The organism is Armatimonadota bacterium (genome assembly GCA_028871815.1).
Taxonomy (GTDB): Bacteria; Armatimonadota; Chthonomonadetes; order Chthonomonadales; family Chthonomonadaceae; genus REEB205.
On record JAGWMJ010000008.1, the window covers coordinates 35,389 to 61,567 of the forward strand.

General features: G+C 62.2%; 29 protein-coding genes. 14 read left to right on the forward strand and 15 right to left on the reverse strand.

Annotation, left to right across the window (positions count from 1 at the left end; translation table 11 throughout):
• The first annotated feature begins 45 nt into the window (after window positions 1-45).
• The gene (locus tag KGJ62_10455; protein MDE2127000.1) at window positions 46-657 is read left to right on the forward strand and encodes a malonic semialdehyde reductase; all 612 of its coding nucleotides are present in this window, start codon (window positions 46-48) and stop codon (window positions 655-657) included.
• Between the two features lie 66 nt (window positions 658-723).
• On the opposite strand, the gene KGJ62_10460 is transcribed toward KGJ62_10455, so the two are convergent.
• Window positions 724-1,512 (reverse strand): SDR family oxidoreductase, encoded by a 789-nt coding sequence (locus KGJ62_10460; GenBank protein ID MDE2127001.1) that lies wholly within the window; start codon window positions 1,510-1,512, stop codon window positions 724-726.
• 78 nt (window positions 1,513-1,590) lie between these two features.
• Here KGJ62_10460 and KGJ62_10465 point away from each other — a divergent pair, with 78 nt between their 5' ends.
• Window positions 1,591-2,580, forward strand: a complete 990-nt coding sequence (locus KGJ62_10465) for an alpha/beta fold hydrolase (GenBank protein MDE2127002.1) — start codon at window positions 1,591-1,593, stop codon at window positions 2,578-2,580.
• Here KGJ62_10465 and KGJ62_10470 read toward each other — a convergent pair.
• Window positions 2,577-3,644: a DUF1385 domain-containing protein gene (locus KGJ62_10470; protein ID MDE2127003.1), complete on the reverse strand. Its 1,068-nt coding sequence runs from the start codon at window positions 3,642-3,644 to the stop codon at window positions 2,577-2,579. The two genes, KGJ62_10465 and KGJ62_10470, sit on opposite strands and share 4 nt — an antisense overlap.
• Before the next feature lie 78 nt (window positions 3,645-3,722).
• Window positions 3,723-3,929, reverse strand: coding sequence for a 50S ribosomal protein L31 (rpmE, locus tag KGJ62_10475; protein ID MDE2127004.1), 207 nt, complete (start codon window positions 3,927-3,929; stop codon window positions 3,723-3,725).
• 492 nt (window positions 3,930-4,421) lie between these two features.
• Between rpmE and KGJ62_10480 the strand changes: the two genes are divergently transcribed.
• Window positions 4,422-5,093 (forward strand): SGNH/GDSL hydrolase family protein, encoded by a 672-nt coding sequence (locus KGJ62_10480; protein ID MDE2127005.1) that lies wholly within the window; start codon window positions 4,422-4,424, stop codon window positions 5,091-5,093.
• Here the strand turns inward: KGJ62_10480 and KGJ62_10485 are convergent.
• From KGJ62_10485 to KGJ62_10505, 5 genes are read right to left on the reverse strand one after another with little or no spacing between them, the layout of a single operon-like run.
• Window positions 5,090-5,320 carry a CDGSH iron-sulfur domain-containing protein gene (locus tag KGJ62_10485; GenBank protein ID MDE2127006.1) on the reverse strand — a complete coding sequence of 77 codons (231 nt, stop codon included), beginning with the start codon at window positions 5,318-5,320 and terminating at the stop codon, window positions 5,090-5,092. The two genes, KGJ62_10480 and KGJ62_10485, sit on opposite strands and share 4 nt — an antisense overlap.
• A gap of 36 nt (window positions 5,321-5,356) precedes the next feature.
• Window positions 5,357-6,469, reverse strand: coding sequence for an aminopeptidase P family protein (locus KGJ62_10490; GenBank protein MDE2127007.1), 1,113 nt, complete (start codon window positions 6,467-6,469; stop codon window positions 5,357-5,359).
• Window positions 6,470-6,492: 23 nt separating this feature from the next.
• Complete coding sequence (cysS, locus tag KGJ62_10495; protein MDE2127008.1) at window positions 6,493-7,869, reverse strand: cysteine--tRNA ligase; 1,377 nt, start codon at window positions 7,867-7,869, stop codon at window positions 6,493-6,495.
• 40 nt (window positions 7,870-7,909) lie between these two features.
• The gene (locus KGJ62_10500; protein MDE2127009.1) at window positions 7,910-8,800 is read right to left on the reverse strand and encodes an 8-oxoguanine DNA glycosylase; all 891 of its coding nucleotides are present in this window, start codon (window positions 8,798-8,800) and stop codon (window positions 7,910-7,912) included.
• Window positions 8,797-9,495, reverse strand: a complete 699-nt coding sequence (locus KGJ62_10505) for a GNAT family N-acetyltransferase (GenBank protein ID MDE2127010.1) — start codon at window positions 9,493-9,495, stop codon at window positions 8,797-8,799. Before KGJ62_10505 ends, KGJ62_10500 begins: the two co-directional genes overlap by 4 nt.
• Before the next feature lie 233 nt (window positions 9,496-9,728).
• Here KGJ62_10505 and KGJ62_10510 point away from each other — a divergent pair, with 233 nt between their 5' ends.
• Together KGJ62_10510 and KGJ62_10515 are read left to right on the forward strand one after the other, a co-directional pair.
• Window positions 9,729-11,366, forward strand: coding sequence for an Hsp70 family protein (locus KGJ62_10510; protein ID MDE2127011.1), 1,638 nt, complete (start codon window positions 9,729-9,731; stop codon window positions 11,364-11,366).
• 143 nt (window positions 11,367-11,509) lie between these two features.
• Window positions 11,510-12,748 carry a tetratricopeptide repeat protein gene (locus KGJ62_10515; protein MDE2127012.1) on the forward strand — a complete coding sequence of 413 codons (1,239 nt, stop codon included), beginning with the start codon at window positions 11,510-11,512 and terminating at the stop codon, window positions 12,746-12,748.
• Here the strand turns inward: KGJ62_10515 and KGJ62_10520 are convergent.
• Complete coding sequence (locus KGJ62_10520; GenBank protein ID MDE2127013.1) at window positions 12,743-13,957, reverse strand: MFS transporter; 1,215 nt, start codon at window positions 13,955-13,957, stop codon at window positions 12,743-12,745. The two genes, KGJ62_10515 and KGJ62_10520, sit on opposite strands and share 6 nt — an antisense overlap.
• 26 nt (window positions 13,958-13,983) lie before the next feature.
• Here KGJ62_10520 and KGJ62_10525 point away from each other — a divergent pair, with 26 nt between their 5' ends.
• Complete coding sequence (locus tag KGJ62_10525; protein ID MDE2127014.1) at window positions 13,984-15,300, forward strand: RsmB/NOP family class I SAM-dependent RNA methyltransferase; 1,317 nt, start codon at window positions 13,984-13,986, stop codon at window positions 15,298-15,300.
• A 65-nt stretch (window positions 15,301-15,365) separates the two neighbouring features.
• Window positions 15,366-16,097 (forward strand): LON peptidase substrate-binding domain-containing protein, encoded by a 732-nt coding sequence (locus KGJ62_10530; GenBank protein ID MDE2127015.1) that lies wholly within the window; start codon window positions 15,366-15,368, stop codon window positions 16,095-16,097.
• 10 nt (window positions 16,098-16,107) lie between these two features.
• On the opposite strand, the gene KGJ62_10535 is transcribed toward KGJ62_10530, so the two are convergent.
• On the reverse strand, window positions 16,108-16,992 hold the full coding sequence (locus tag KGJ62_10535; GenBank protein MDE2127016.1) for a tyrosine recombinase: 885 nt from the start codon (window positions 16,990-16,992) through the stop codon (window positions 16,108-16,110).
• A 26-nt stretch (window positions 16,993-17,018) separates the two neighbouring features.
• Between KGJ62_10535 and KGJ62_10540 the strand changes: the two genes are divergently transcribed.
• The gene (locus KGJ62_10540) at window positions 17,019-17,378 is read left to right on the forward strand and encodes a VOC family protein (GenBank protein MDE2127017.1); all 360 of its coding nucleotides are present in this window, start codon (window positions 17,019-17,021) and stop codon (window positions 17,376-17,378) included.
• Window positions 17,379-17,415: 37 nt separating this feature from the next.
• On the opposite strand, the gene KGJ62_10545 is transcribed toward KGJ62_10540, so the two are convergent.
• The 4 genes from KGJ62_10545 to KGJ62_10560 are packed head-to-tail and all read right to left on the reverse strand — an operon-like array spanning window position 17,416 to window position 20,757.
• On the reverse strand, window positions 17,416-18,243 hold the full coding sequence (locus tag KGJ62_10545) for a hypothetical protein (GenBank protein MDE2127018.1): 828 nt from the start codon (window positions 18,241-18,243) through the stop codon (window positions 17,416-17,418).
• Window positions 18,240-19,124 (reverse strand): hypothetical protein, encoded by an 885-nt coding sequence (locus KGJ62_10550; GenBank protein MDE2127019.1) that lies wholly within the window; start codon window positions 19,122-19,124, stop codon window positions 18,240-18,242. Before KGJ62_10550 ends, KGJ62_10545 begins: the two co-directional genes overlap by 4 nt.
• Window positions 19,125-19,940 (reverse strand): hypothetical protein, encoded by an 816-nt coding sequence (locus KGJ62_10555; protein MDE2127020.1) that lies wholly within the window; start codon window positions 19,938-19,940, stop codon window positions 19,125-19,127.
• Window positions 19,941-19,977: 37 nt separating this feature from the next.
• A complete protein-coding gene (locus KGJ62_10560) occupies window positions 19,978-20,757 on the reverse strand; it encodes a hypothetical protein (protein MDE2127021.1) in 780 nt (259 codons plus the stop codon).
• Here KGJ62_10560 and KGJ62_10565 point away from each other — a divergent pair.
• On the forward strand, window positions 20,696-21,010 hold the full coding sequence (locus KGJ62_10565; GenBank protein ID MDE2127022.1) for a hypothetical protein: 315 nt from the start codon (window positions 20,696-20,698) through the stop codon (window positions 21,008-21,010). The genes KGJ62_10560 and KGJ62_10565 overlap by 62 nt on opposite strands.
• Before the next feature lie 26 nt (window positions 21,011-21,036).
• Here KGJ62_10565 and KGJ62_10570 read toward each other — a convergent pair whose 3' ends face one another.
• A complete protein-coding gene (locus tag KGJ62_10570) occupies window positions 21,037-21,525 on the reverse strand; it encodes a hypothetical protein (GenBank protein MDE2127023.1) in 489 nt (162 codons plus the stop codon).
• Window positions 21,526-21,781: 256 nt separating this feature from the next.
• Here KGJ62_10570 and infC point away from each other — a divergent pair, with 256 nt between their 5' ends.
• From infC to pheT, 5 genes are all read left to right on the forward strand, one after another.
• The gene (infC, locus tag KGJ62_10575; GenBank protein MDE2127024.1) at window positions 21,782-22,318 is read left to right on the forward strand and encodes a translation initiation factor IF-3; all 537 of its coding nucleotides are present in this window, start codon (window positions 21,782-21,784) and stop codon (window positions 22,316-22,318) included.
• A gap of 99 nt (window positions 22,319-22,417) precedes the next feature.
• A complete protein-coding gene (rpmI, locus tag KGJ62_10580; GenBank protein MDE2127025.1) occupies window positions 22,418-22,621 on the forward strand; it encodes a 50S ribosomal protein L35 in 204 nt (67 codons plus the stop codon).
• A gap of 3 nt (window positions 22,622-22,624) precedes the next feature.
• Window positions 22,625-23,005: a 50S ribosomal protein L20 gene (rplT, locus tag KGJ62_10585; protein MDE2127026.1), complete on the forward strand. Its 381-nt coding sequence runs from the start codon at window positions 22,625-22,627 to the stop codon at window positions 23,003-23,005.
• Window positions 23,006-23,110: 105 nt separating this feature from the next.
• Window positions 23,111-24,103 (forward strand): phenylalanine--tRNA ligase subunit alpha, encoded by a 993-nt coding sequence (gene pheS / locus KGJ62_10590; GenBank protein MDE2127027.1) that lies wholly within the window; start codon window positions 23,111-23,113, stop codon window positions 24,101-24,103.
• A gap of 3 nt (window positions 24,104-24,106) precedes the next feature.
• The gene (gene pheT, locus KGJ62_10595) at window positions 24,107-26,173 is read left to right on the forward strand and encodes a phenylalanine--tRNA ligase subunit beta (GenBank protein ID MDE2127028.1); all 2,067 of its coding nucleotides are present in this window, start codon (window positions 24,107-24,109) and stop codon (window positions 26,171-26,173) included.
• Window positions 26,174-26,179: the final 6 nt, after the last annotated feature.

Genomic DNA, 26,179 nt, shown 5'->3' on the forward strand with positions numbered 1-26,179 from the left:
CCCACAGGCGCGGCGGAGCCCATGACTGCTACGGGGAGCGAAACCATGCCTGATTTGGAAACGAGTTTGCGCCGGCCGATCGACGCTCAAGCGCTGGATCAGCTATTCCGGAACGCACGCACGCACCGGCAGTGGCAGCCGATCCCGCTTGATGAGGCGCTGTTACGCGAGATTTACAACCTCGCCCGGCTTGGCCCAACCAGCGGCAACTGCTGCCCCGCGCGGTTCCTGTTTGTAACCACGCCGGAAGCAAAGGAGCGCCTGCTGCCCGTGCTGGCGGAAGGCAATCGCGAGAAGAGCCGCACAGCCGCCGCCGTGGCGATTATTGCGTACGATGTGGAGTTCTACGAGCAGCTACCGAAACTGAACCCGTATAGCGATGCACGGTCGATCTATGTCGGCAACGAACCGCTGATTCACGAGACGGCATTCCGGAACAGCAGCCTGCAGGGTGCGTACTTCATAATGGCCGCACGGGCGCTTGGCGTGGATTGCGGGCCGATGAGCGGCTTCAATGCCGAGCAACTGAATGCGGAGTTCTTTCCCGACGGCAAGTGGAAAGTGAACTTCGTGTGCAACCTGGGACGGGGCGACGCAGCCAGGCTCTTTCCGCGCCAGCCGAGGCTGGAGTTTGAAGAGGCGTGCCGGGTCGTTTAGGCCATGAGATGTGGGCAGGGCACATCCATCTACGATCTGAACGCCCGCGGCGGCACCAACGACCCGTTATAGACCCACGGTTTGGCCACCATCCACAAACCAGGTCTGACCCGTAACATAGGCGGCCGCCTCCGAGGCCAGAAACACCACGGCGTTCGCCAGCTCTTCGGGGCGCCCGAGGCGGCCGAGGGGTATCCGGCGTTCCATCTCCCGGCGCGCCTCATCCATCGTCGATCCGGCGGCGGCTGATCGGCGCTCCAGCAGGTGCTTGATACGGTCGGTATCAAAGCTGCCGGGCGCGACATTGTTCACGGTTATTCCGTACTCTGCAAGCTCTTGCGAGAGGGTTTTGCAAAGCCCGGCGATACCCGGACGGATGGTATTGGAAAGCAGTAGACCTGGGATGGGCTGGCGCACGGAGGTGGACGTGATCACCACGATCCGGCCCCAGCCGGCAGCCTGCATATGCGGCAGCGCGCTGCGAATTAAGCGTACCGTGGAGAGCAGCGTACTCTCTATCGCCGATGCCCATGCGGCGGACTCCAGTGTCTCGAAAGCGCCGGCCGGCGGGCCGCCACTGTTCGGCACCATGATCTGCAAGCCGCCGAACCGGTCGGCTGCCAGCTCGACAGCGCGGGTGATCTCTTCCTCTCGCGTCACATCCGCGGTCAACGCAAGCGTTTCGGCGCCGGTTTCGCGGGCGATCTGCGCCGCGGCCGCGTTCACCTCATCCGTGGTGCGCGCGCATATAGCGACTCGAGCGCCCTCGGCGGCCAATCCACGAGCCACGGCGAAGCCGAGGCCCTTGCTTGCCGCAGCCACAAATGCCGCCCTGCCCTTCAAACCCAGATCCATTTCGACCTCACTTTCGCGCCGAACCGGTAGGGCCGGTACAATAGAGCGGCGAGCCGGTAACCGGCGCGCTGAGTAACCATGAACCGACTAAAACTGATCGCCTTTGCCGCCGCCATGCTTGCTGCGCCGGCGTCCGCCGTTTGCCAATCCGCACCCCCTCCCGCCACGGCGATACAGGCGATGCGCCTATCCCTATACGCCTACGACGCTTCGCTGCCGCTGAACGCGACGCTCAAGCCGATGGATGCAACGGCAACCCATACGCGCTATCTGTTGAGCTACGACAGCGTCCATGATCAGCGCGTGCCGGCAATCCTTTCGCTGCCGGTCGGTTTCGTCGCCCCGTGGCCCGCCGTGATATTGTTGCACGGCTCCGGCGGAAACAAAGACTCCTCCTACATCCAGTGGGCCGCTGAGATGCTCAACCGCGAGGGATATGCGGCGCTCTCCATCGACACGCAGTACTGTGGAGACCGGCGCAAGCCCGGAGTGAGCGGAAATGTTTACATGCCGGACTCGTACCGGATGCGGGATGCATGGGTTCAGACTGTGGTCGATCTCCGCCGGGCCGTGGACTATCTCGACAGTCGATCCGACATCGCGCCGAAGCACATCGGCTTCCTCGGATTCAGCCAGGGCGCAATGCTTGGCGCCGTGTTTGGTGGCGTGGACCGGCGGGTCAGCTGCGTATGCCTGGCCGTGCCGGGCGGCGGCTTTGTGAACGTGGTGAAACACATCGACCGTTATCCGCTGCTGAAATCGTATTGGCCCGAGAAGGCCACGCCCTCCGTTATGCGCAAAGTGGAGATGATTGCCGGCGTAACCGACCCCATCCACTATATTGGTCGGATCGCGCCGCGGCCACTGATGATGATAGTGGCGAACCAGGACCAGGTGATACCGCCGGAGTCTTCGGCGGCGCTTGTGGCTGCCGCGGACTCGCACGGCCATGCCGATGTGGAGCGCTGGCAATCGGGCCACATCCTCAATCCCAACGCGCTGTTTGATATCCGCGCCTTCTTCGAGAAGCAGTTCGGGAAGGCCGCACCGGCGCGTCGCGCAGACTAGAGGGAGCTCGCCTGTACGGCCAACGCCGGCTCCACGCTCGTTGGGCCCGGGACCGCAGCCTCCGCTTTCATCACCGCACGCAGGGCCATGAGAGCCACCTCAATCTGGTCGGGCCTCGGTACGCGCGTTGTCAGGTACTGCGACCACATTCCGGGCGCCAGCAGCGTCATCACCACGAAGCTGCTCCGAAACCGGCCCGCCAGCTTGATCGTTTCGTACGCCAGGCCGGCTACCAGCGGCACAATAGCGAGATGCAGCGGTATGCGCAGGTACCAGACCGGGCGCGGGAGCACCACATACAGCACGAGGTTGATGAGCAGCACCACGAAAATGAAGCTGGTACCGCACCGGGGATGGATCCTGCTGGCGGCTTCGGCATTTTGCAGCGTTAGCTCCTTGCCTGCTTCCAGCGTATTGATCGCCTTGTGTTCAGCCCCGTGATACATAAAGACTTCACGAATGCCGGGCAGCAGCGAGATCAGCAGGATGTAGGCGAAGAACGTCAACATTCGGATAATGCCATCCGACACGTTGAGCTCGTATCGAGAAACGGCGCCATGCGCGCCGAACAGACCGGCGCGGTGGGCAACTCCGGTCAGCAGCGTGGGCAGCGCTACAAACAGGCCGGCGCCGGCCAGAAAGCTGAACAGCAGCGTGCCGCCGATCGCCACATCGCTCAATCGGTTACCCTCGGCCGATTTGCCTGAGTTCGGGGCGGCTGATATGACCGAAGGACTGCCCTCCGGCTCGCTGCCCGTCTCCTGTCCGAGCTGGACCCGCGATGCAAACTTGAGCGCGCGCGCGCCGAGCGCCATCGCATCGATGAGTGCCAGCGTACCGCGAAGCAGCGGCCGGCGCAGCCACTTCAGCTTCGCGAGCCACGTAGCGTCGATCGGCTCACCGCGCAGCACGATCTCGCCCGACGGCGCGCGACACGCCACGGCGAAGTGGCCGGGGCTGCGCATCATCACGCCTTCTATTACGGCCTGACCGCCATAGAGAAGATATTCCTGTTTTACCGATCCGTCAGGCGTGGGCATCTCGGGCGTTTCTGCCGCAGTCATGCAAAACGAAAGCGCCGCGGCGCCCCGGCCAATCGGCCTGCAGGCGCCGGCGGCGCATGGAAGTTACCGGTGGGGCCACTACTGTTTGCGCAGCTTGTACTTTTGCAGGAACTTCTCGACGCGACCCTCGGTGTCAACGATCTTCTGCTTGCCTGTGAAGAACGGATGGCACGCCGAACAGATTTCCAGCTTGATGGTATCTTTCGTGGAACGCGTCTCAAACGTATTGCCGCACTGGCACGTTACATGGGCCAGTTTGTATTCGGGATGGATTCCCTGTTTCATCTCGGATCACCTCTCAAACGCTTTGGGCACACTATTATATACGAAAACCGGTTCCGGCATGACTTTGCCCGGCGGCGGCGCCAGGCCGGCTCTCCCGGAATAGGACCGATGAGACCTTTGGGATGTACGACGACGATTTGCCTCACGCGGCGCCAACGCATCGTCGGCCGGCGAGCAGCAATCAATCGGCGACGACGCTCCAGCCATTGGTCCCACAGGCCGCATCGGTTGCATGCGGAGGCTCGCAGTTGCATGGTGCTGATCGGTAATGACACCTATGTGACGCATTACCGTCCGTGCGATAACGCTTGATCCGGGCCAATCTGCGTGCCGCCAACCGGCACCCTGAGCGAAGCGAAAGATCGCTCCGGCTGACGTATGCGCCTCCCTGGATGGCGGAGCGAGATGCAAACGTTTACGCGGCACACAAAGGAATTCCGCTGCGCGTAAAGGAATCGGTGCAGCCTGACACGGCTGCGATAGGAGTTGAGGATGGCTGTACAGGTTGCAGATGGGTTCTTGATGGGCCGGAACAGCCGGCTCGTATGCCTGGGCGACAGCATCACCGAAGATGCTCGGGGCTACGTTCCGTTGATGTCCGCGCTGATTGCGGCCGGCTACCCCGAGCGCAACGTGAGCGTTGTGAACGCTGGCATCGGCGGCCATCGCGCTCCCGACATGCTGGAGAGGTTCAAGCGTGACGTTCTGGAACGCCGGCCCGCGGTAGTAACCATCAGCGTCGGCATCAACGATGTCTGGCACGGTTTCACTGATACCTCACCGGATGGCTCGGGCCCGCGCGGCGTACAGCTGGACACCTACACTCTCTGTGTGCGGCAGATGCTCGCCATGCTGCGAGAAAGCACCGACGCAGAACCTGTGCTCATCACGCCAACGGTAATCGGAGAGGATATCGACAATCCGGATAACGCGCGCAATGCCAGATTACGTGGCTACGTGGAGGCGATCCGGTCGCTGGCTGACGAACACGGTACCTACCTGGCCGATGCCCACGGCGCATTCCTGCAGGCGATCCGGGCGGGCGTAGCATCGAATCCGGCGTTCCGGCTCACCACCGACGGCGTCCACACCAACGACAGCGGCGCGGCTGTACTGGCCCTGTGCCTGCTCGGCGCGTTGGGTTTCGCCGGATTGGCCGGCTAGTCCGACCCCGGAGCGCACGTTGGCGCCACCACCGGTCCGCGGAACCCGATGTCATCGTGCGAGCCGTCACAGAACGGCTTGGTCTTGGATCCGCCGCAGCGGCAGAGGAAGCAAGGCTCACCGGGCTCAATCACGACCAGCCGGCCGTCCTCACATTTGATCGTGAACGGTCCGTTGACTTCGTACGGACCATCATCCCAGATACTGATCTCTACATCTTCGGGCATCTTTACTTCCGCTTTCCATCGGCCGAGGGCCGAGCCTCACACAGGTTCAACGATCCGCAGTTCGGCCGGCGGCTCGGCATTCAGACTCCGGCTCCCGGTTTCCGTGACCGTCACGATGTTCTCGATGCGCACTCCAAAGCGGCCAGGCAGGTAGATACCGGGTTCCACGCTGAAGCACATCGATGGCTGCAGCACGGTTGAATTGCCCTGCACGATATAAGGCGGCTCGTGCGTGGATAGACCAATGCCGTGGCCAGTCCGGTGCAGGAACTGGGGGCCATAGCCGGCCTGTTGGATCACCTCACGGGCGGCGGAGTCCACCTGTTCGGCCGAAGTGCCCGGTCGGGCAGTGGATCGCGCCGCCATGTGCGCGGAGTAGACGGTGGCATACACCTCGCTAGCGCCGGGATCCCGCGGCTCGCCGAACGCTACCGTTCGGGTGATATCGGAGGCATAGCCGGTATCGGCAGAACCGATATCGATAATCACCACATCCCCGCGTTTCAGCCGGGTATCGCCGCTGAGGTGGTGCGGGTGCGCGCCGTTTTCGCCGAAGCAGACCAGGGGCGAAAACGATGGTCCTTTGCCGCGACGAGCAATCCCATCCAGAATCACGCGGCCAAACTCCCGCTCGGTAACTCCCTCGCGCAACCCGGCGAGAGACTCCTCACAGACCGCGTCGATGTCACGCGCCGCCTGCTCGAGCGCAGCCAGCTCATCCGGCGTTTTCAACTGCCGCAGCCCCGCGAGCAACTCTCCGGCCGGCTGCCAGCGCGTTGCGGGAAAGAGACGCTGTAGGTGCAGCAGGTGGACCGCAAGCAGCTCGTCATCTGCCATGGCGGCGCCCGGCGCGCCCCACTCGTTCAGCAGATCACGGACCTGCCCGTACCACTGTGGACCATCGTCCCAGCCGACCACGCGATCGACGCCCGCCGGATTGGCGGCCGCTTCCCGAGCGTTCATCGAGGGTACCAGCAGCACCGGCTCGCCCGCGGCCGGCAGCAGCAGCGCAATGAGCCGCTCGTGTCCGCCTTCCGCCCATCCGATGAGATAGCGCATCTGGTCGGTAGGCGCCACGACCAGCAACCCCGCACCGCTGTCGAGCAGTGCGCGCTGTGCCGCCGCAATCCTCTTCCGGTAGTCGAACACGATGGAGATCTCCCGAGGGCCCTTCAGATCAACTTCCGGCGTACGATGTCACCATCCGCCGAATCCAGCACTTCATATCCCATAGCAATCAGCTCGTCGCGCAAGCCGTCGCTCAGCTTCCAGTCCTTCGCGGCACGGGCGGCCGCGCGTTGCTCACGGATGCGCTGCGCTTCCGGTGGGAGGGTTTCGGCCGACTGGTGCTTCCGCTCGTCCAGCTTCAGACCCAGAATTGGATCGAACTCCCGCCACAGCGAAAAGCTGCCGTAGCCGTTCAGCAAACCGACGGCTGTGGGAATGCCAAGGTCCAGGTTGATGGCATCCAGAACCTCCTGCCGCGCCTCCATCCAGTCTTCGCGACCGCGCGCCAGTGTGTCCGACTCCGGCGACAGCGAGTAGATGCGCCGCAGGCCGGTGGTGGCCGCATCCAGCGCATCCAGGCTGAAGTTCAGCCGCGAACGGTAGTGAGCCTGCATGCAGAAATACCGGTAGGCCAGGGGATCGTAACCGGCGTCGATCAGCGACTGCAGCGTGTTGACCGATCCGCCCTTCGACTTCGAAACCTTCTCGCTGTCCATCAACAGAAACTCGCCGTGCAGCCAGCAGTTGACAAACGGATGGCCCGTGGCCGATTCGCTTTGCGCTATTTCATTGGTGTGGTGCACGGGGATGTGGTCGACGCCGCCGCAGTGCAGGTCAAAAGTTTCTCCCAGGTAACGCATCGACATGGCCGAGCACTCGATATGCCAGCCGGGGTACCCCTCGCCCCACTTGCTTGGCCAATGCATGATGTGCGTGGGCTTGTTGAGGAACCAGAGCACAAAGTCGGAGGGATGCCGCTTGGTAACGTCCTCTACGACCTCGGCCCGCGCGCCCTGGCGCTGTTCGGAGAGCTGCAAACGCGCCAGCTTTCCGTAATCCTCGTCTCGGCTTGTATCGAAGTAGACGCCTTCGCTGGTGACGTAGGTGCAGCCATTGGCCTCCAGGCGTTCAATGAGTGCGATCATCTCGGGCACGTGCTCGGTGGCACGCGGCGTTACGTCGGGCCGTTCTATATTCAGTAGGGATGTATCGTGGAAGAACGCCTCTTCATAAAACCGTGCCAACTCCCACGGTGACTTATGTTCGCGCTGCGCCGCAACCTCCATCTTGTCGTCGCCGGCGTCCGCATCGGTCGTCATGTGACCAACATCGGTGATGTTCATCACATGGTGGACGTCGAAGCCGTTGAACTTCAGCGTGCGGCGGAGCAGGTCCTCAAAAATGTAGGTCCGCAGATTGCCGATGTGGGCGTAGTTGTACACCGTGGGTCCGCAGCAGTAGAGGCGGACCTGTGGCGGATCGGCCGGCGTCAGCGGCTCTATGGCGCGCGTCATGGTGTTAAAGAGTGAGAGTGGCGGCATTCGTACGCTCCATCCTCATTATACTTTCAGGCGCGCCCGGTTACCGCTGCAGGGCATCCAGGAAGAGGTACTGCTGTGCCCAACCGGCGCGGTTTCCGTAGCGCCGGCGCCAGAGATCGCCGATCTCCTGGTAGGCGGTTGGAGTGAGCGATTTCGCCGCACTTCGGTAGCCCAGCAGTTCGATGCTGATTCGGAGTATATGCGTGTCGACCGGCACGGCCTCATCACAGCCCAACCCGAACAGGGCGATGCAATCGGCGATTTTGCGTCCGATGCCGAAGAACTGCATGAGATCGGTGCGCGCTTCGCCCCACGGAGCCGACTGCAGGGCATCCAGCCAGCCGGCATCTCGCTGCAGCAGGGAATGCGCCGCAGCAATAACTCGTGGCGCCCGGTAGCCCCACAGATCGGCGCGTAAGTCTCCCTCATCGGCTTCCGCCAGCGCCGCAGGCGTCGGGAACGCATAAAACGGCCATGGCTCGTCGGTCAGTTCTGTAACGATGCGCTCGCCATATCGCTCCGCGAGCCGTGCCACTGTGCGTTCAATCTTCACCACCGTGTTTGCGGCGGCGCACTGAAACGCAAAGAGACACTCGAGCGGAGGTTGGCGGAGAATCCGAAGTCCGGCATGGCGGCCGGAAGCAGGGCCGAGATGCTCATCGGAGCGCCAGGAGGCGTAGAGCGCATGGAGATCCTCGTCAAGCCGCAGATACCGGCTCAACGCAGGCCAGTCATCGCGTTCGGGGAACGTCTGCCAGAGGATTTGCCGAGGCGCCGCGTCCGGCTGTTCGCGTAGGGCCGCTACCCCGGCGCCGATGACGCCCCACCATGTTCCGCGGCTGTCGCGGCGCCAGCGAAACGCCTGACCACCTGCCAGCGTGCCCGGAAGATCGAGCGGGTACTGCTCGGTGCAGAAGCTATTCCAGTTCACCGGCCCGCCGAGCCGGGCGGCAGCATCATGTGATGCGGCTCTATGTTGAGAACCATCAACCGCGAGTCGTGCGTCATCCACTGCGCCTGTGGCGGGTCTTTCCAGTCGATGAACCCAAACCGTCGATAGAGTGCATAGGCGCGGTTGTTGTCTCGCATCACATGGAGGGACAGGCGTGGTCGTCCGGCGGTTACGGCCGTCGCGGCGGCATGACGCAGCAGCGAGGTGCCGATTCCGTGGCTGCGGAGGTGCGACGTAACCGCAAGCGCCTCGATGTAGAGGATATCGGGCGCACAGGGTATTCGGCGTGGCACCACTGCCAGCGTTGTGCTCACGCCTATGGCTGCGCGGAGCGCCGCGGGAAACGACAGGTGCGGCCGCACCGTTCTCAGAATCGTGCGGAACGTGGCTGCGCCGATTTCACCCGTTGTATTGTGTGCACATACCCCCACGACCGCGCCGGAGAGCGCGGCGACCCGATATCGCGCCAGATCCAGAACTCCCGCAGCATAAAGCGCCGTTTGCGCGGCAACGATCCGCTCCGTTGAGCGGCGCCCGTAGAGGGAACGGAACAGTTGCGGGAACGCATCCACCGAAATCTGAGCAATGATGCCGGCGTCAGCGAGGGCTGCTGGATAGATAACCGGCGGTGTTTCGGCGCGAATCGTGTCGTTTGGAGGTTGCGCTGAGAGCATTCAGATTCGTCCGGTGATACGCGGCCACTATGCGGCCCTACTGCACTAAACGCCGAATGAGGCGCGCCTGCCGGGTACAACATACTTCCGCGGCCACGTTCGCCACGCAGGTTAATCCGGCTTTTAGCGCGAATTGTACCTCCACCATCATTCGATCGCCGCGCCTTGCAACCGGCGCGCACGTGCCGACGCGGCGCCCGAACCGGTCAATAGAACCTATCGCAACCTGAAGTATGGAGACACACTGGGCAATCGATCTCGGCACCACCAACACGTTGATCGCGAAGTGGTCGGGCACCCATGCCACCACCATTGCGCTGGACGAAGTGGCGGAGTACGAGCTGACCTGGAACACGCCGCTGGTGCCCAGCGTCGTCTACTTTCAGGATGTAAACCGCGTCATCATCGGCAAGCCGGCGCTTTCCGCGCGTGAAATAGATCCTGCGGCCGACCTGGGGCCCCGCGGCCCGCTGGCGCGTTCGTTCAAGAAGACCCTGGCGCGAGCCAGCCAGCAGACTGTGGCGCAGGTGGGGGCCGAGACGATATCGGCGCGACAGTGCGCAACCGCATTTTTGCAGCAATTGCTCAACGTGACGCGCGAATACGAGCGCGAGCATGCCGATCCGAATCGCACCCGCAGAGAGCGCCTGATGCGCTTGCTCCGATGGTGGCGCAAGGAGGGTCAGGTCACCGATCTGACCATGACAGTGCCGGTAGAGAGCTACGAACCCTACCGGGCCGAGCTGTCGCAGATCGCGCGGCGCCTTGGAGTTTCACGCTTCCAGACCCTGGATGAGCCGGTGGCCGCCGCACTGGGTTACGGTGTGGACCTGGCCAACGAAAAGCACATCATGGTGGTGGATTTCGGCGGTGGAACGCTGGATCTGGCGATCGTTCGGACACACCCATCCGGCAGCCGAGACGGCTCCGGTGGCGCCAGTGACCGGGCAACCCTACTGGCCGCACGGGGGCTCAATCTTGGTGGCGAAACGGTGGATGAGTGGCTGGCCGAACTCGGCTGCAGCCGCCTCGATGCACATCAGGATACACTTCGTCCGCGGATGCGCGCGCAGGCCGAAGCGATCAAGAAAGATCTCAGCGTAAAGGCGCTGATATCGGATTGCGGTTACTTTCTGCTTCCCGGTGGCCTGCGTATTGAGGTTACCCGCGAGGAGTTTTTGGCCCTGCTCGATACCAACGGTCTCTACCGCTCCGTGGATACGCTCACCGAGGCAACGCTGGACGACTGCCGGCACCAGATTTCTGAAGCCGACCTCGACGCCGTTCTGCTGGTTGGCGGCTCAACGCTGCTGCCGGGCATCCGGGATCTGTTCGAGCGACGATTTGGCAGCCAGCGCGTCCACTACTGGGAACCGTTTGAGGCGGTGGTCAAAGGCGCCGCGGTTTTCGGCGCCGGCTATACCGTGGACCAGATTGTGCATCATGACTACGCTATCCGCGTCTACAACGACAACGATCAGCGTGCGGAATACGAGCGGCTGGTGCACCGCGGTACCGGGTATCCCACGCCGAACCCTTTCGAGACCCGTTACTATGCGGTTACCGACGGCCAAACCCTGTTTCGCCTGCCGGTGTGCGAAGTCGGTTACGGTGGTCGTGTCTCGCTTCCCTGGCGACGCCGAATGAACGGCAACGAATACTGGGTGCCTCAAGGTCCGGAAGAGAGCGAATGCGTGATTACGCTCAATGAGGGTGATGCCCTGCGCCTGGCGCCTCCGGGCTCAGGTCCGCAAGCGCGGCTGCGGATCGACTTTACCATTGACGAAAACCGTTACCTTTGCGCCACCATCCACGATCTGCAAAAGCAGAGGGATCTGCGTTCCGATGACCGCGTCGTGCGGCTGAGGTAAAAGCCGTCACACGCCGCTGCGCCCCCCGGATGCAGGAATAACAGCGTCTAACGCCAAATACCGGTGGAGAGTGTGGACGACGGGTTGAGACCGGCCGAGCGCACGCATTCTGGGGCGAGCGGCAGAACCAGGGAGGTGATTCCATGTCCGTCACCATGGACGCGGCGCTGACCGCCTACGCCGCCGGCGACTTTGCCGGAGCTGCGGCAGGATTTGAAGAGGCGCTTCGCGAGACGCCGGACGACGTCGGAGCGGTTTCGCACCTTGCTGCATGCTATGCGCAACTCGGGCGGCAAACAGAGGCGGTCACCGCGCAAACTCGCTGCGTTCAGCTTGCGCCCGGCAGTGCCGAGGCGAGGTATCAACTAGCGCTGTATCTGCGGGGATCCGGTTGGCTGGAGCAGGCGCGCCAGGCAGCAGAGCAGGCTCTTATGCTCGAGCCGACGCACACGGCGGCGCAAGCGCTTGTCATGGAGATCGGAGCGCCGACGCATTCGCAGGCCGCGCCGCAGCAACCCAGCGCGCTGCCGAACCAGGTTCCCGCCGGCATCGCACAGCCATACGGCGCTCAACCCGGAGGGATGCCGACCTACCTCAGTCAGCCGCACGTGGAGGACTCGTTCGACCTTCGCCAGGCCGCACGCGATATCTGGAGCGTGATCACCGGCCCAAATGCATTCTTCATGCAGCAGGTCGGTCGCGAAGGGCGCAAGGCGCCGTGCGCGATGATTCTCCTGCTGGCCATTATATCAATACCGACGTCTGCGATTAACTATGGCAAGCTCTTCGGCTGGCCTCTCGCAGTGGGCATCCTCATACTCGGCGTACCCGTGCTGTACCTGTTCGCGGTTGTCTTCACGCACATATCGGCGCGGATTCTCCACATGGTTGCGGGATGGTTCGGCAGCACTGCAAGCCTGGACAGCACATTCCGCGCTTACGTTTATGCCACGGCGGTCGGGGCACCGATGGCCGTAATCATGTTATTGTTCGCCGTGTTCTCGCCGATGTCACCCGGCTTTATGCCCGGACGGTTTCCGACGCCGCCGCCGATTACCGGTGCATACGCGCCACCCACAACCACGGGACCGGGTGCGCCGCCGCCTATTGCGGCATCGGGCGGCACACTGCCCAACGCCGGCTCCATCGCGAGCGTGCTGGCCTTATTTGGGATTGCTCTCGTGCTGGAGTTGGCTTTCGGCATCTGGATGCTCTCCGTGCTCGTTATCGGCGTTTCGACGCTTCACTCCATACCCAGCGGTACTGCGGCCGGCGTGATTGTTCTTGCCGGCCTGATTGGAAGTGCGTGTCTCGTCGTGGCCATGGTCATCGCTGATATCGTGAGTGTAGCTGTTATAGCGGCCATGTCGGGCCGATCATAGAGTGGCTTGCGCGTCGATCCGGTTTACCAAGCGCCGCCCCGTAACGGCCACAAGCGCCGCGTAGAGCGCGGCCACCGACGCGCCGGCTGCGGTGGCTGCGGCTACGCCCCACCGGTCGGCCAGCCAACTCATCGGCAGCGCGCCGAGCGGCCACATCCCGATTACCGAGATGGTAAAAAGGCTCATAACCCGTCCACGCATCTCGTGACTGGTGAGGTGCTGCATCAGGGTTTGGATGGTTGCATTAACCACAGCGCCGGCGGTTCCAACAAGAAACAGCAGGAGTAGAGCCGGCTCAAGGCTCCGGACGGCGCAGAACGCCACCAGCATAACGCCACACAGTAAGCCCGCACCAAGCGAGATCCACGCCTTGCCACGAATCGACGCCAGCCACGCAACCAGAAACCCTCCCGCAATCGCGCCGATTCCCGGCGCCGTGCGCAACGCCGCCAGAGTCGCGACACCGCCGTGAAAGAGACGAACGGCGAACACCGGCAGAAGACTCTGGTATGGCGTTGCAAAGAAGCTTAAGACGGCGAGCAGACTGACCAGCAGAAGGATGCCCGGCGAGTCGCGCACATACCGAAGGCCCGCTCCCACGTTCCGGATAACGGAAGGATTCTCTGACGCCAGGCCCTCGTGGACGCGCAGCGCCCACACCGCACCGATGACGGCGAGGTAACTGAGCCCGTTCAGGTAGAATCCCCAGGCCATGCCGAACGCGTGAACCACGGGAGCGGCCATCGCCGGTCCCAGTGCGGCTGCACCTGTAAACGTAATGGAGTTCAGCGCGATGGCATTGGCAAACTGCTCGCGCGGCACCAGATGCGGCAGCAGGGCCTGGCGGGCGGGCTGATCGACCGCCAGCAGCGCGGCGGTTACGAACGAAACCACCACCACATGCCAAACCTGAAGCCGGTCCGCAGCGACCAGCGCACCGAGAAGGATGGCGCACAGTCCGAAAAGCGTTTGTGTAACTATAAGCACTTTGCGTTTTTCAAAGCGATCGACCAGCGAGCCGCCGAAGAACGACAACCCGATGAGCGCCACTGCCCTCGCCGCGTTGACATAGCCGAGGTCGATGGCGCGGTGCGTAAGCTGGTAAACCGCGTAGTCCTGCGCCACACTCTGCAGCCACGTACCGCTGTTTGAGATCAGAAGGCTGAACCACATAAGCCGGAAGTTGCGGTGGCGCAGCGACGCGAACATTCCGCCTTCCATTTGAGGACCAACCGGTGATCTCCGAGTCAAATCCGCCCCTCCGCCCGGTCTCGCCGCGCGCGTTGGCCGCCGCCGCAGAGTTGTTGGGACTCTGGCTGGAAGATGCGAGTCAGCCTCCACTTGATCGGCTGGTCGCCCGAGCGCTACGCGAACGACGATACCTGAACTCGAGAGAGCGCCGCACGGTGGGTGACGCTGTATTTGGTGCGGCGAGGATGCTGCGCCGCCAGCGCTGGGTTTTACAGCGCCTGCAGCTTGGCGAGACACCTCTGGCGCACATCCAGTTGTGGCTTGCGTGTGAAGGCTTCGACTTTGCCGGATCGGCCGGTGAGTATTGGCTGCCGGGCCTACCCGCTGCCCTTGCGACGCTGCCCGGCATCGAGGCGCCTGCTGACGCGTTACGAGTCACGCACTCAATGCCGGACGGATTGGCTGGAGAGCTTGAAGCGCTGCTTGGGCCGGAAGCGCTTGCCGCAGCCGCCGCATTCAATCTGGCGGCGCCGGTTATGGCCAGGGTCAACACGCTAAAGACAAACCGATCGTCGTGGCTCGAGAGGCACCCCGTAATGCGGGCGTCGGCGATCAGTCCGTGGGGAGTCTGGCGTGAGAAACGCCCATCAAACGACGCCGCCACGGATGCAGCCGGCGAAATCGCATGGCAAGACGAGGGCAGCCAGCTTGTTGCGCTTGCGACCGCATGCCGTCCGGGCAACTTTGTGGTGGAGATCGGCGCCGGCGCGGGAGGCAAGGCGCTGGCAATGGCCGCCATGATGCAGAATTCGGGCCGGATCCTTGCTGTGGACATCGCTCCAAAGCGGCTGGAGATCCTTCGCGAGCGTGCGCAGGCTGCCGGTGTAACCTGCATCCGCACCTGCTGCACCTCTGTGGCCGAAGCGGAGCTGAACGGTGAGTTGACGCGTTTTGCCGGCTGCGCCGACATCGTGCTGGTGGATGCGCCTTGCACCGGTACCGGAGCTATCCGGCGCTCGCCCGATGCACGCTGGCGAACTGTCAACACGCCGTATGAGCCCGTGCAGCGGGCCATGCTTGGCGCAGCCGCCCTGCTCGTGCGTCCGGGCGGAGCGGTTGTGTACGCTACGTGCGCGGTTGAGCGGTCACAGAATGAAGCGATCGTGATCGATGGTGCGCGCAGCAGCGGCCTGGAAATCGAGGATGTCGCCGAGTCGATACGGCACACGCGCCTGCTGGACGCTCCAGCCGCCGCGGCGATCGGTGGCCAAATCCGAACTGGGGACCTGGGGTTTGCGCGCACATGGCCGCACCGCGGAGGGATGGATGCCTTCTTCATTGCCCGACTGCGGAAGCCGTGATGCCGTGCCGAAAACGGCGCAGGAGGTTACCCGTATCGCGCCGAAAGGTAAGCCGGTCACACGCCATGGAGACTGAGCCGAACCGCCGTATCTACAGCCTTCGTCTGTTTCCGCTGAATTGCGTCCTGTTTCCTCAGTTCACAATTCAGCTCAACGTTTTCGAGGACCGGTACAAGCGGATGATCCAGGAGTGCATGGACTCCGGGGCACCCTTCGGCGTGGTACTCATTCGGGACGGCGAAGAGACCGGTCAGCCCGCCGTGCCGCACGATGCCGGCTGCACGGCGCGGATTGTTTCGGTTGAACGCCTCGACGACGGACGGCTGACCGTAGTGGCGGCGGGAGAATCCCGGTTCCGGCTGCTGGATTACTCGGTTGCCGACGCCGGTTACCTGACGGGGCGCGTTGAAGACCTCGTGGATGTGTACGGCCATGGCGACGTGGCGCCGGACGTTTTGGCAACGGCCGTGGAGTTGTTTTCCACCTACCTGAAGCTGCTGGCGGAACGGGCGTCACTCTCCATTCCGCCGATTGATCTCCCGGATGAACCAGACCGGCTGGCGTACTGCATAGCGGCAATCTCGCCACTGGCGCTGGCGGTAAAACAGAAGCTGCTTGAGACGGCCGATGCCGAGTTGCGGCTGGTTATGGAGACGGAGCTGCTGCGGCGCCAGATAGCCCGGCTGGAGGAGCGCCGCGAGCATAGAGCCGACGCCGGTAAAGTGGCGATCCGGTTCCGGCCGATGGGGCAGGACGATGAGTGGCTGGCCGGCTGGGTGAAACGCTCGCGCAATTGAGCCTGAGATCTCAGGCCCGCGGGTGGGCCGCGCGGTAGGCGGCTCGAAGGCGATCTTCCGAGACGTGCGTGTAGATCTCGGTGGTGGTGATGCTGGCGTGGCCAAGGAGTTCCTGAATAACCCGCAGTCCGGCGCCACCATCCAGCAGGTGCGTGGCGAAGGTGTGGCGTAGCACGTGCGGCGTAACGCGCTGCCGAATGCCGGCGCGGATGCCGGCGCGACGCAGTATTTCGCCGATCTGCTGGCGCGACAGCGGTCCGCCATGCTGATTGGGAAACAGCCATTGCTGGGCGCCGGGCCGTTCACCGGCATCCATCGCCCACGCATCTACGGCCTGTATAGCGGCAGGCGCAACGGGTACTACGCGCTCCTTTCCACCCTTTCCCAGGCATCGCACAGTGGAAGCTTCCGGGTCCAGGTCATGCGGCGCCAGGCCGGCTAGCTCGGAGACGCGCAAGCCCGTGGCGTAAAGCAGCAGGCAGATAGCGCGATCGCGCAGGTACCATCGGTCCGAAGGCTCGAGCGCACGCAGCAGCGCAGAGACCTCCGTCGCAGTGAGAACCCTCGGGAGCGGTATGCCGAAGCCCCGAGCCTCCAGAAACTGGCAGAAGTTTCGCTCTGCCAGGCCCTCCGCAACCAGAAACTGCGCGAAACATCGAACGGCCACCACCTTGCGCCGCATAGTGGCGGCCATCGCTCCACGGGAGCGCAGATGCTCCACCCATGCCAGGGCGTCACTCTCACCCAGTCGGTCCGTGGCAGCCACGCCCCGGACGGTGCAAAGGGCGGCGAACTGAGCAAGATCGCGGCGGTAGGCATTCTGGGTGTTCGTCGCCATGCCGCGCTCGAATCTCAGTGCGCTCAGATACTGGCGGATGGCTTCGGTAATCTCCATGGGTAGTCGAAAGGCGGCAACAGATCGTGCAGATTGAGGGCGTGATTGCAACCGTAATGGTGACCGATATCGAGCGTGCCGTGCAGTTCTACTGTGATAAGCTCGGCTTCACGATCGCCGATGAAACCTGCTCATGGGTTTTGTTTGCAGAAGGTGTCGCGCTGCGAACGGCGCCGGAGGCGATGCCGGACGACGCGTTCCGGATGAACGCGGTAGCCATTACCCTGGCGGTGACCAGCGTGGAACAGGCGTGGAAGGAGCTAACGTCCCGTGGCGTGGCGTTTTACCTTGCCCCGACCATGCAGGGCGGCGTCTGCGTTGCCGCTTTTCGAGATAGCGAGAACAACGTAATGGAACTGATTGAGCTAAACGGTTCCGCGGCATAGCCAATCCACCAGGTGCCGGTCGTCGAGTGCATTGCCGTCAGCTCGTCCCGCCACCGCCGGCGCCGCTATCACCGGGTGGCGCTGAGAAGTCATCGGGATAGCGTCTCGATAGGACGATCATCAGCAGCACCAACGCCACGATAACGCCACACGCAAGGTATTTGCCGTTGGCGCCCAGGTGAGTCTCGGCGCCCAGCTCTCCGCCCCAGCTGAACACCAGATAGTACATCCGGTCAATCAGCAGAGCGAGGCGCGCCATGACCGTGGAACCGAAGATTGCCCCAAACGCAAACATCATCATCCAGCGGCCCAGCCTGGAGCTGACCTTGATCGCCGGGTTCCGATGCTCAAATGAGAAGAAGAAGTACGACAGGACGCACACCACCATCACCACGAAAATGATGTTGTTGATCGCGTCACCCGGAGTAACTGCTTTTACGGTACCAGCCGCGGCGTGCGGCAGCAACGGCTTGAATGTGGCGGAAATCTGTGGCCACTGGTCGTTCGCAAACTGCTGAAATGCCTGACCCGAGGCCACGCCGAGGAAAAACCCGATGATGAGGCGCGCCATCCAATTGTGACGGCGCGAGAAGATGAAGTAGTAGTAGAACCCGATCATGAGTTCAAACATGTACCACCACATGCCCTTATCCACCATGGGTTGATACCATTTGGGGCGAATGATATCTGTCCATGTGTTGGCAACCAGAAAGCCTGTGGCAAGCCCGAGATAGACGTGTTCAAAGAAACGGTAGAGCTTGTTCTCACGATAGAGCAGCGAATAGAGGCCGATCGTACAGAGCGCGCCGATCCAGATCTGAATGTGCGGAGCGGTTGCCGCCAGCCAGGGAGAGAATCCTCTCATGCTGAAGCCTCCTGCTCACGGCGTTTCGACGCACGTTCTATCAGCATTCCCGCGTTGCCGAGAATGATCATCAGGATGATAAGCAGGTGCGCGAAGGATGAGGAGTTGTTGAACTTGGTGGCTATTGCGGTTTCCGGTGGCAGCGGATGGCCCTCCTTCTGCTCCTCGTTCTCCACCAGCGTCTCATACTCCGCGGCCGCCGAAAGGCCCTGAAGCAAGCCCTTGATCTGGCCGCTATCGAGATAGTTGAACGACTCGGGGGCCATGACGGCTGTGACAGCAATGCCCGTTTTAAGACGGTACGGTCCGCCAACGAACTGTATGTAGGTCTGGTAACTGCTTGTCGCCGTAATATCTATCAACGCGCTGAAGTCGGCTGCCGTGTGCACTCCAGCCATTACCGGAAGGCTGCTGAGCTTGTTGCCGTGGATGTCGGTACTGAACGTACCGGGAACGTTGAGATCCATCGCTTTCAGCGAGTTGTTCATATCCACCTTAAACCCGATATTCACCCAATCGATACCCTCGCGGTAACCAAACTCCTTCCCAATGCGGATTGCCGCATTCTCGCCCTGGGTTTTGCCCTGCGGATCGGAGTATGCCAGCATGCCGAATCGCAGGTGACGCAGCATCAGGTGCCGCATAATGGCTTCCGTTTCGGGGAGGTTCTCTCCGCGGGTTCCAGCAGACCAGTCGATGCCAAGCAGCACAAAGCTATGCTCAGGAAGCGACTGAATCATGTTGAAAAGGTCGCGCGACGGCTTGGTTGGGTAGACCGGCGGATTGAACTCCAGAAAGAATGGCGCCACCACGCAGAGAATGAGCAGTGCATACAGATACCGCCGGTCGAGTCTTTGGAGGTTGTTGACGATGTTTGCCATTTATACCTGGCCGTCGAAGTAGCTGCCGCGCTCCAATCCGAGCCATACGCGCAGCGCCACGGCAAGATTGCCGATTCCCACGCCGAAGGCAATCGCCCGAACGGCGGCGGTGTTTGGAACGACGAGCAGCCAGTTGCGGATATTCTCCAGCCGGAAGCTGGAAACGAACCCTGCGTCCGGCAGCGAGTGCGTAACAAACTGCCCCAGAGATATCTGTCCCAGCATTACGACGACGGCGGTTATCAGCAGCAGGGTGGCTTCGGCGCTGCGCGCACGGAATGCGCGGTATGCGGCCGAGACGATATAGAACGCGATCAGCGAAAACATTGTCGCATCGAGCGACTGGAGGGCGCCGTCGTACAGGAGCTTATTCTCGTTGATGTTGATGAGGTTCTGATGTGGCTGCTGGAGCACGTTCACGACGAACATTATGATGAGCGAGGCGAAGAATGCCGAGCTGTTGAGCATGTCGGCGCCGCCACGAACCACGCGCTTGAAATGGATCTGGCACAGGTTCACCAGTCCAAGACCGACCGCCCAACCTACGAGCACCGGACTGACGTTACCGAATGGTTCAATGAACGGCGTGAGGAAGTTACCGGCATGCTGCGCACCCTTTGGTCCCTGCAGGTGCGTTGGCCAGAAGAACTCCACGACAAAGAACAGTCCACCAAGAAAGGTGATGCCAAACACCAGGTATCGCCGGTAGCGCTGTGGCGTTTGCATCAGCGCCAGCGTGACCACAACTGAGAAGAGGATGGCGCCAACCATCCAGGCGATTAGCGCCAACCCGTGTTTCGGGGTGAATAGTTCCATATTAGATCAGGTTATGGTGCATTGCGTTCGCGCCCTTCTACTTGCGCATGAACTGATGGACCAGCCACTCGCCCCATGGAGCATGGCCGGTGGCGATTAGAGAGCCTAAAACCATAATGGCCAGCAAAACGCCCTTACAGAAATCCTGACCAACCAGGCTGCCGAGTTGAGTGGGCTCCCTCGAGAGGTAGGCGCTGGCGGCGTAGAATTCGTCTCCAATAATCACGTAGTCACAGGCGGCAATGAAGAAGGGAATCTGCGTTGTTGCCGTTGTTCCGGCAATCTGAATAGCGCCAACCTGCTGACCCACCTCGGCGATCACCAGTGATTCCGCATAGTAGTAACCAAACAGGAAGGTAGCGGCCGCCTTCTCGCGCATGACCAGACCGGCGACGGCTGCGGCGTAGGCAAACTGGCGATTCGTGAGGAATCGCACGTCGTCGGGGTTGTAGAGTTCGGGCCTGCCTGCGGCAATGTAACTATCCCGCACCGCCTCTTCGGTAACCGGCTGCATCTGCGGGTCAAAAACCGGACAGATGGCGCGGGCGCCGAACTGAGCCGACTCGCGGATAATGTAGGTGATGATGGAGAGCGCCTGGAGCGTAACGATCTCGATGCCGCCGTTGACTCCAAGGCCGGTTGTGCAGACCATGGGACGGCCCATTTCGGTTGCACGGCCAATGGCTTCGTCGATAGCGGTAAGGCCCTGGATACGGCGGATGTAGAGGTTACGGCGGCGGGCCAGCAGTATCCCCATGATTATCGCGATGCTGAACACCGACAGCAGCACCCGTACCATGTCGTTCGCGTGGTTCATCCGTCATCTCTCCAAGGCGGTCCATCAGTCTGGTAATGTTGGCGCGATCCTGCAGAAGCTTGGCGGCCTGCTGCAGATTGCGCGGCCCAAAGATTGGCGCCAGTATTCCGGACGCCAGGATCATCGCCTGGCTTGCGATATTGCTCAATGGCCGGTGCGTTTCCAGCAACAGAATCGCCGGTGTGGCCAGTCCTCGTTTGAGAATCTGGTGGGCGATCGCTTCAATCATTTCGTCACGACGCTCGGCCGGTAGGTCGGCGTCCCAGTCAAACGCGCCGATCACTGGGCAACCCCGGCCGCCGTATCGTGGTTTGCAATGCCTTCCGCAGATGCCATGCTGGCCACGAATTGGCGTATCGTGAATTCATCTGGAGCGCTTCCGAAGCGCACATAGAGGCCCCGGAATGGCGACAGTCGATTGGTTGGCAGTACCGGGCTGAGGCGGATACCCCAGGCGTTGGAGCGCCAGTACCGTACCTGGCCCCAGCCCAACCGGGTATCGGCGATGAGAGTTCGAGCGGAGGCCCCATCGGAATCGAGTCGGTACGTTATCGGCAGTAGATAGTCGAGACTCGAGCCGACGAGCAGGCCGGCAGCTGCCAGTACCGGTAAAACCGAAGAGAACATCAACCAGACACAACTGCAACCAATAACAAGCACCATCGCCAGAACCACCAGTTTACGCGGCTGCTGCCGCAGAAGGTGTACGCGCCACTGCAGCGCCGGGCAATCGGTAGACGCCTCCGCGACGTTGGCGAATTGGTTCATAGTGCTTGCAAATGACCGATGCGCAGGTAGGCCGGGGTGTTGGACGGCCCGAACCCACGCAGCATTATAGTGAGTTCCACAACGCGTGTCAACAATGTCCGTCCGCTTCAGGCGCGCCACGCAGTTCCCCGTGTTTCGCGTTGACTTGAAAACACCCATTTGGTATACTGCCGCGTGTGTGGCGAATCGGACACATCTAACCGCCGTTTCGCCGCGCGATGGTCCGTAATCGGGCCGTTCGCCGGGAGGAGAATCGATCAACAAAGACTTTCGCATCAACGAGCAGATTCTGCGGGGCGCGCGCGACCAGCGCGTCCGTGAAGTCCGTCTGATAGACGACGAGGGGAACCCGCTGGGCGTGATGGCAGCCCGCGATGCATTGAATTTGGCGCAAGAGAAGGGCATGGACCTTATCGAAGTGGCCCCCAATGCCATGCCGCCGGTTTGCCGCATCATGGATTATGGGCGGTACAAGTATGAGCAGGGCAAACGGGATCGCGATCAGCATAAGCGTCAGAAACAGCAGGAGATCAAGGGCATCAAGATGCGCCCGGTTACGGCCGAGCATGATTTCCTGGTGCGACTGCGCGCAGCGCAGCGGTTCCTGGACGAGGGTGATAAAGTCAAGATCACAATACAGTTCAAATCTCGGGAAATCACGCACCCTGAAATTGCGCGCCGGTTGATGGACAAACTTGTTCAAGCCATGGGCGATACGATCAATATCGAAAAGCCACCCTCCATCGAAGGTCGTTTTATGACGATGATTGTGAGCCCGAAAGCCTCAAGCTGACGTGTCGCGTTGCGGGGCACGATTGGGGTATTCTTAGAGTCCTGCCGGATGGCTCCATATCGCCCGGCACTCGTGATGTGTTCGCGCCGTGAATGTGACATGAAAAGCAAACTAAAGACAAGAAAGACCGCCGCCAAGCGCTTTACGATTTCCGGCAGCGGCAAGATTATGCGCGGCAAGACCGGTCTGAACCACCTGATGCGCAAGAAGGACGGGCAGCGACGCCGGCACCTGCTGGGAGATGGCGAGCTGCACAAGAGCGATCGAAGCCGGGTGCGCCTTTTGCTGGGTGAGGGAGCTTAAAGTATGCCGCGCGTAAAACGTGGCATGATGGTGCGGAAGCGCCACAAGAAGGTTCTGGCTTCCGCCAAAGGTTACTGGGGCGGCAAGCGCAAGCTATTCAAAACTGCTCATGAGCAGTGGATGAAATCCGGTAATTATGCCTACCGGGACCGTCGAAATCGCAAGCGCGACTTCCGGCGCCTCTGGATCACCCGCATCAGTGCCGGTTGCCGTGCGGAAGGCATGCAGTACTGTCGCTTTATCGCCGGACTGAATCGAGCCGGAGTTGCGCTGGACCGCAAGGTGATGGCGCAGATCGCCGTGGAGGATCCGACGACCTTTAAGCAGCTCGTGGCGCGTGCCGCGAGCGCGCTGCAGCTACAGGCCGCTGGTCAGGGGGCGTAACCACTCGGCTTCTATTAGAAAACGCATTGCAAACGCCCCGCATACCCCGCCGTCACGCGCCGTGGCAGCAGGAAGCGGGGCTTTTTGCTGGTGGAACATCGAACTGTGAGTGACGAGACCTTGAATCGCCTGGAAAAGGAAGCGGTGGATGCAGCCCTTGCGGCCGCCTCCGCCGCGGATATCGATGCCGTGGAAACGCAATTCCTGGGCCGCAAAGGCAGTATCAACGCGCTTCGGCGCGGTATTGCCATGCTCCCTTCCGAGGACCGGCCCGGCGCCGGCGCTGCAATCAATAAGGCTGTTGAACGTGTGCAGAATCTCCTTGCCGAGCGGCGTGCGGCGCTGGAGAGCGCCGCTGCAACCGCCGCGCCGGCGCGTACGATCGACGTCACCCTCCCCGGTCAGCCGATGAACAGCGGAACCCTCCATCCGTTGACTCAGGTCTCGCAGGAGGTCAAGGCGGTACTGGGCGGCATGGGCTTCGAGTTTGTAGATGGGCCCGAGCTGGAGAGCCATCGGTACAACTTCGGCGCATTGAACTATCCTGACGACCACCCCGCGATGGACGAGCAGAGCACCTTCTTGCTGGATGGTGACCGCGTTCTGCGGACGCAGACGACCGCGCTGCAGGGCCGCGTGATGGAGAAGCGACGCCCACCGTTCCGCATCGCGACAATTGGGCGCTGCTTCCGGTATGAGGCCGTGGACGCCACCCACCACCACACGTTCCACCAGGTGGATGTGTTTATGGTGGATCAGGGCATCGGCATGGCCGAACTGAAGGGGACGCTGGCTGAGTTTGCTCGCGCCATGTTCGGAGCGGAAACCGAGGTCCGATTTCGACCGGACTTCTTTCCGTTTGTTGAGCCGGGCGTGGATTACTCGATCCGCTGGGGCGGCAGGTGGCTGGAGATTGGAGGCGCCGGACTGATTCACCCAAACATTCTCCGGGCTCACCACATCGATACGGAGCAGTACAGTGGCTTCGCGTTCGGGCTTGGTATAGAACGCATTCACATGATTCGGTGTGGCGTAACGGATTTGCGCCTCTACCTTGAGAACGACTGGCGATTCTTGCAGCAGTTTGCGGAAGGCTAAACCATGCGGATACCCGTAACCTGGCTGAAGGAGTTGGTTCCAATCGGCATCTCTGTGGAGGAGCTTGCCGCCGGCCTTACGATGGCTGGGCTGGAGATTGAGTCCGTGGAACCCGGCGTCGACGGAGAGGTACTGAACGCCTACATCACGCCAAATCGGGGCGACTGTGCGTCGATCCTGGGCGTTGCTCGAGAAGTGGCGGCAATATGGACGCTGCCACTAAGGCTGCCGAACATAGGGCCGGCGCATGCCGGTACGGCTGCCGGTTTCCAGGTGAGCGTTCAATGCCCAGAGCTTTGTCCCAGGTATGCCGCCCGCCTGGTGACGGATGTTCACGTCGGCCCATCCCCACCCGACATGCAGAGGCGCCTGACGGCAGCCGGCATGCGACCTATCAACAACGTCGTGGATGTGACCAACTATGTAATGCTGGAGCTGGGCCAGCCGATGCACGCGTTCGACCGGGAACGTCTGGCGGGTGACACGATCCGGGTTCGTACCGCCGAAAGCGGCGAGACGCTTGAGACACTGGATGGCGTACATCGCAGCCTGGAGGCCGGCACACTATTGATTGCCGATAGCAAAGCGCCGATTGCACTTGCCGGAGTGATGGGCGGGCGCGATACAGAGATTGGACCGGACACAACGTCGATTCTGCTGGAGTCGGCCAGCTTTGGCGCACGTGCGGTGCGCCGAACCTCCCGGGCGCTGGGCTTGAGAACGGAGGCTTCGTACCGGTTTGAGCGCGGCGTCGATCCGGATGGCGCCGTGCGCGCATTGGCTCGTGTCTGTGAGCTGCTCCATAAGATTGGCGCCGGCCAGCCATCCGACGAAATGGTTGATTGCCGGGCGGCGGCGTCCGAGCCCGTCTGGATCCGCTTCCGACCGGGCCGCTGCGGCAGCCTTCTCGGCATTCCCATGGATGCACGGCGCGCCGTCAACTGCATGGGCCGACTTGGCATAACTCTACGTTCACGTGGCGCGGCGTCGGAGGCGGAACTTGAGGCATTGGCCCCATCCTGGCGAAGCGACCTGAACTGTGAAGAGGATCTGATCGAAGAGACCGGCCGCATCGCCGGTTACGGGGAGATACCCGAGCGGCTTCCACACGGTGTAACCTGCCGCGGCGGTGACAGCGCACAGGGGCTTATGCTCATGGAGGTACGACGGGCGCTGCAGCAGTGCGGTCTTAGCGAGGTCGTTACACACAGCCTGGAAGCGCCGGCATCGTGGGAATCGGAGGATGAGAGCGCGACGCGGCTGCACCTCCGAAACGTCCTCTCGGCGGAGATCTCTACGCTGCGGCCATCGCTGCTGCAGGGCATGCTGGAGTCGGCTGCCGCCAATGCCTCACATGCGGCGCCCGCAACGGCGATCTTCCAGGTGGGCACTGTATGGCAGCCGGAGGAATCGCTGCGGGCGGCTGTTCTGGTCTCCGGCTCGCCCGGCGCGCGCGCATGGGATCCCGGTATGCGGCAACGCCCGGCGGATTACTACACGGCGCGCGGCGCCGCCGAGCGACTGCTCCGAGCGCTGCGGGTGGATGACGTGAGGTTTGTACAGCAGCCCGGGGGCGGTGGGATGCCGTTTGGCGGCGGGCTCATGGAGCCGGCCCGCTGTGCAGAGCTGCAGCTGGCGGACGGAAGCCGTGTCGGCGTCGCCGGCGAGATTCAGCCCGAAATCTTGCGCCAGATGGGTATCCGCCGTGCCGCTGCCGCGGTGGAGATTGACCTGAACGCGCTCCGCCGTGCAGTACCAGCCGCAGCGCCGAGATGGCGTCCCGTGCCCCGGTTTCCAGCCAGCCTCCGCGATCTGGCTCCTCGGCTGCCGACAGCCGTCTGCTGGTCGCAGGTAGACGCGGCGGTGCGCCAGGCTGCGAGCCCATTGGTTGAGCGCTTCGCCTTGACGGACCTGTACGAAGGGCCACCGCTTCCGGCCGGCGTGCGAGCGTATACCATCTCGTTCACGCTCAGATCGGCGGAACGAACGCTGGATGACGAAGACGCCGACGCCGAAATGGCAACGCTGCAGGACGCCCTTCAAGCCTTGGGCGCGACATTTGCCTCGTAAGTGGCT

What these genes read in the sequence shown, in the direction of transcription:
- KGJ62_10455 (MDE2127000.1), top strand. Translation starts at nt 46, where the DNA reads ATGCCTGATTTGGAAACGAGTTTGCGCCGGCCGATCGACGCTCAAGCG.
- KGJ62_10460 (MDE2127001.1), bottom strand. Translation starts at nt 1,512, where the DNA reads ATGGATCTGGGTTTGAAGGGCAGGGCGGCATTTGTGGCTGCGGCAAGC.
- KGJ62_10465 (MDE2127002.1), top strand. Translation starts at nt 1,591, where the DNA reads ATGAACCGACTAAAACTGATCGCCTTTGCCGCCGCCATGCTTGCTGCG.
- KGJ62_10470 (MDE2127003.1), bottom strand. Translation starts at nt 3,644, where the DNA reads ATGACTGCGGCAGAAACGCCCGAGATGCCCACGCCTGACGGATCGGTA.
- rpmE (MDE2127004.1), bottom strand. Translation starts at nt 3,929, where the DNA reads ATGAAACAGGGAATCCATCCCGAATACAAACTGGCCCATGTAACGTGC.
- KGJ62_10480 (MDE2127005.1), top strand. Translation starts at nt 4,422, where the DNA reads ATGGCTGTACAGGTTGCAGATGGGTTCTTGATGGGCCGGAACAGCCGG.
- KGJ62_10485 (MDE2127006.1), bottom strand. Translation starts at nt 5,320, where the DNA reads ATGCCCGAAGATGTAGAGATCAGTATCTGGGATGATGGTCCGTACGAA.
- cysS (MDE2127008.1), bottom strand. Translation starts at nt 7,869, where the DNA reads ATGCCGCCACTCTCACTCTTTAACACCATGACGCGCGCCATAGAGCCG.
- KGJ62_10505 (MDE2127010.1), bottom strand. Translation starts at nt 9,495, where the DNA reads ATGCTCTCAGCGCAACCTCCAAACGACACGATTCGCGCCGAAACACCG.
- KGJ62_10510 (MDE2127011.1), top strand. Translation starts at nt 9,729, where the DNA reads ATGGAGACACACTGGGCAATCGATCTCGGCACCACCAACACGTTGATC.
- KGJ62_10515 (MDE2127012.1), top strand. Translation starts at nt 11,510, where the DNA reads ATGTCCGTCACCATGGACGCGGCGCTGACCGCCTACGCCGCCGGCGAC.
- KGJ62_10520 (MDE2127013.1), bottom strand. Translation starts at nt 13,957, where the DNA reads ATGTTCGCGTCGCTGCGCCACCGCAACTTCCGGCTTATGTGGTTCAGC.
- KGJ62_10530 (MDE2127015.1), top strand. Translation starts at nt 15,366, where the DNA reads ATGGAGACTGAGCCGAACCGCCGTATCTACAGCCTTCGTCTGTTTCCG.
- KGJ62_10535 (MDE2127016.1), bottom strand. Translation starts at nt 16,992, where the DNA reads ATGGAGATTACCGAAGCCATCCGCCAGTATCTGAGCGCACTGAGATTC.
- KGJ62_10545 (MDE2127018.1), bottom strand. Translation starts at nt 18,243, where the DNA reads ATGAGAGGATTCTCTCCCTGGCTGGCGGCAACCGCTCCGCACATTCAG.
- KGJ62_10550 (MDE2127019.1), bottom strand. Translation starts at nt 19,124, where the DNA reads ATGGCAAACATCGTCAACAACCTCCAAAGACTCGACCGGCGGTATCTG.
- KGJ62_10555 (MDE2127020.1), bottom strand. Translation starts at nt 19,940, where the DNA reads ATGGAACTATTCACCCCGAAACACGGGTTGGCGCTAATCGCCTGGATG.
- KGJ62_10565 (MDE2127022.1), top strand. Translation starts at nt 20,696, where the DNA reads ATGATTATCGCGATGCTGAACACCGACAGCAGCACCCGTACCATGTCG.
- KGJ62_10560 (MDE2127021.1), bottom strand. Translation starts at nt 20,757, where the DNA reads ATGAACCACGCGAACGACATGGTACGGGTGCTGCTGTCGGTGTTCAGC.
- KGJ62_10570 (MDE2127023.1), bottom strand. Translation starts at nt 21,525, where the DNA reads ATGAACCAATTCGCCAACGTCGCGGAGGCGTCTACCGATTGCCCGGCG.
- rpmI (MDE2127025.1), top strand. Translation starts at nt 22,418, where the DNA reads ATGAAAAGCAAACTAAAGACAAGAAAGACCGCCGCCAAGCGCTTTACG.
- rplT (MDE2127026.1), top strand. Translation starts at nt 22,625, where the DNA reads ATGCCGCGCGTAAAACGTGGCATGATGGTGCGGAAGCGCCACAAGAAG.
- pheT (MDE2127028.1), top strand. Translation starts at nt 24,107, where the DNA reads ATGCGGATACCCGTAACCTGGCTGAAGGAGTTGGTTCCAATCGGCATC.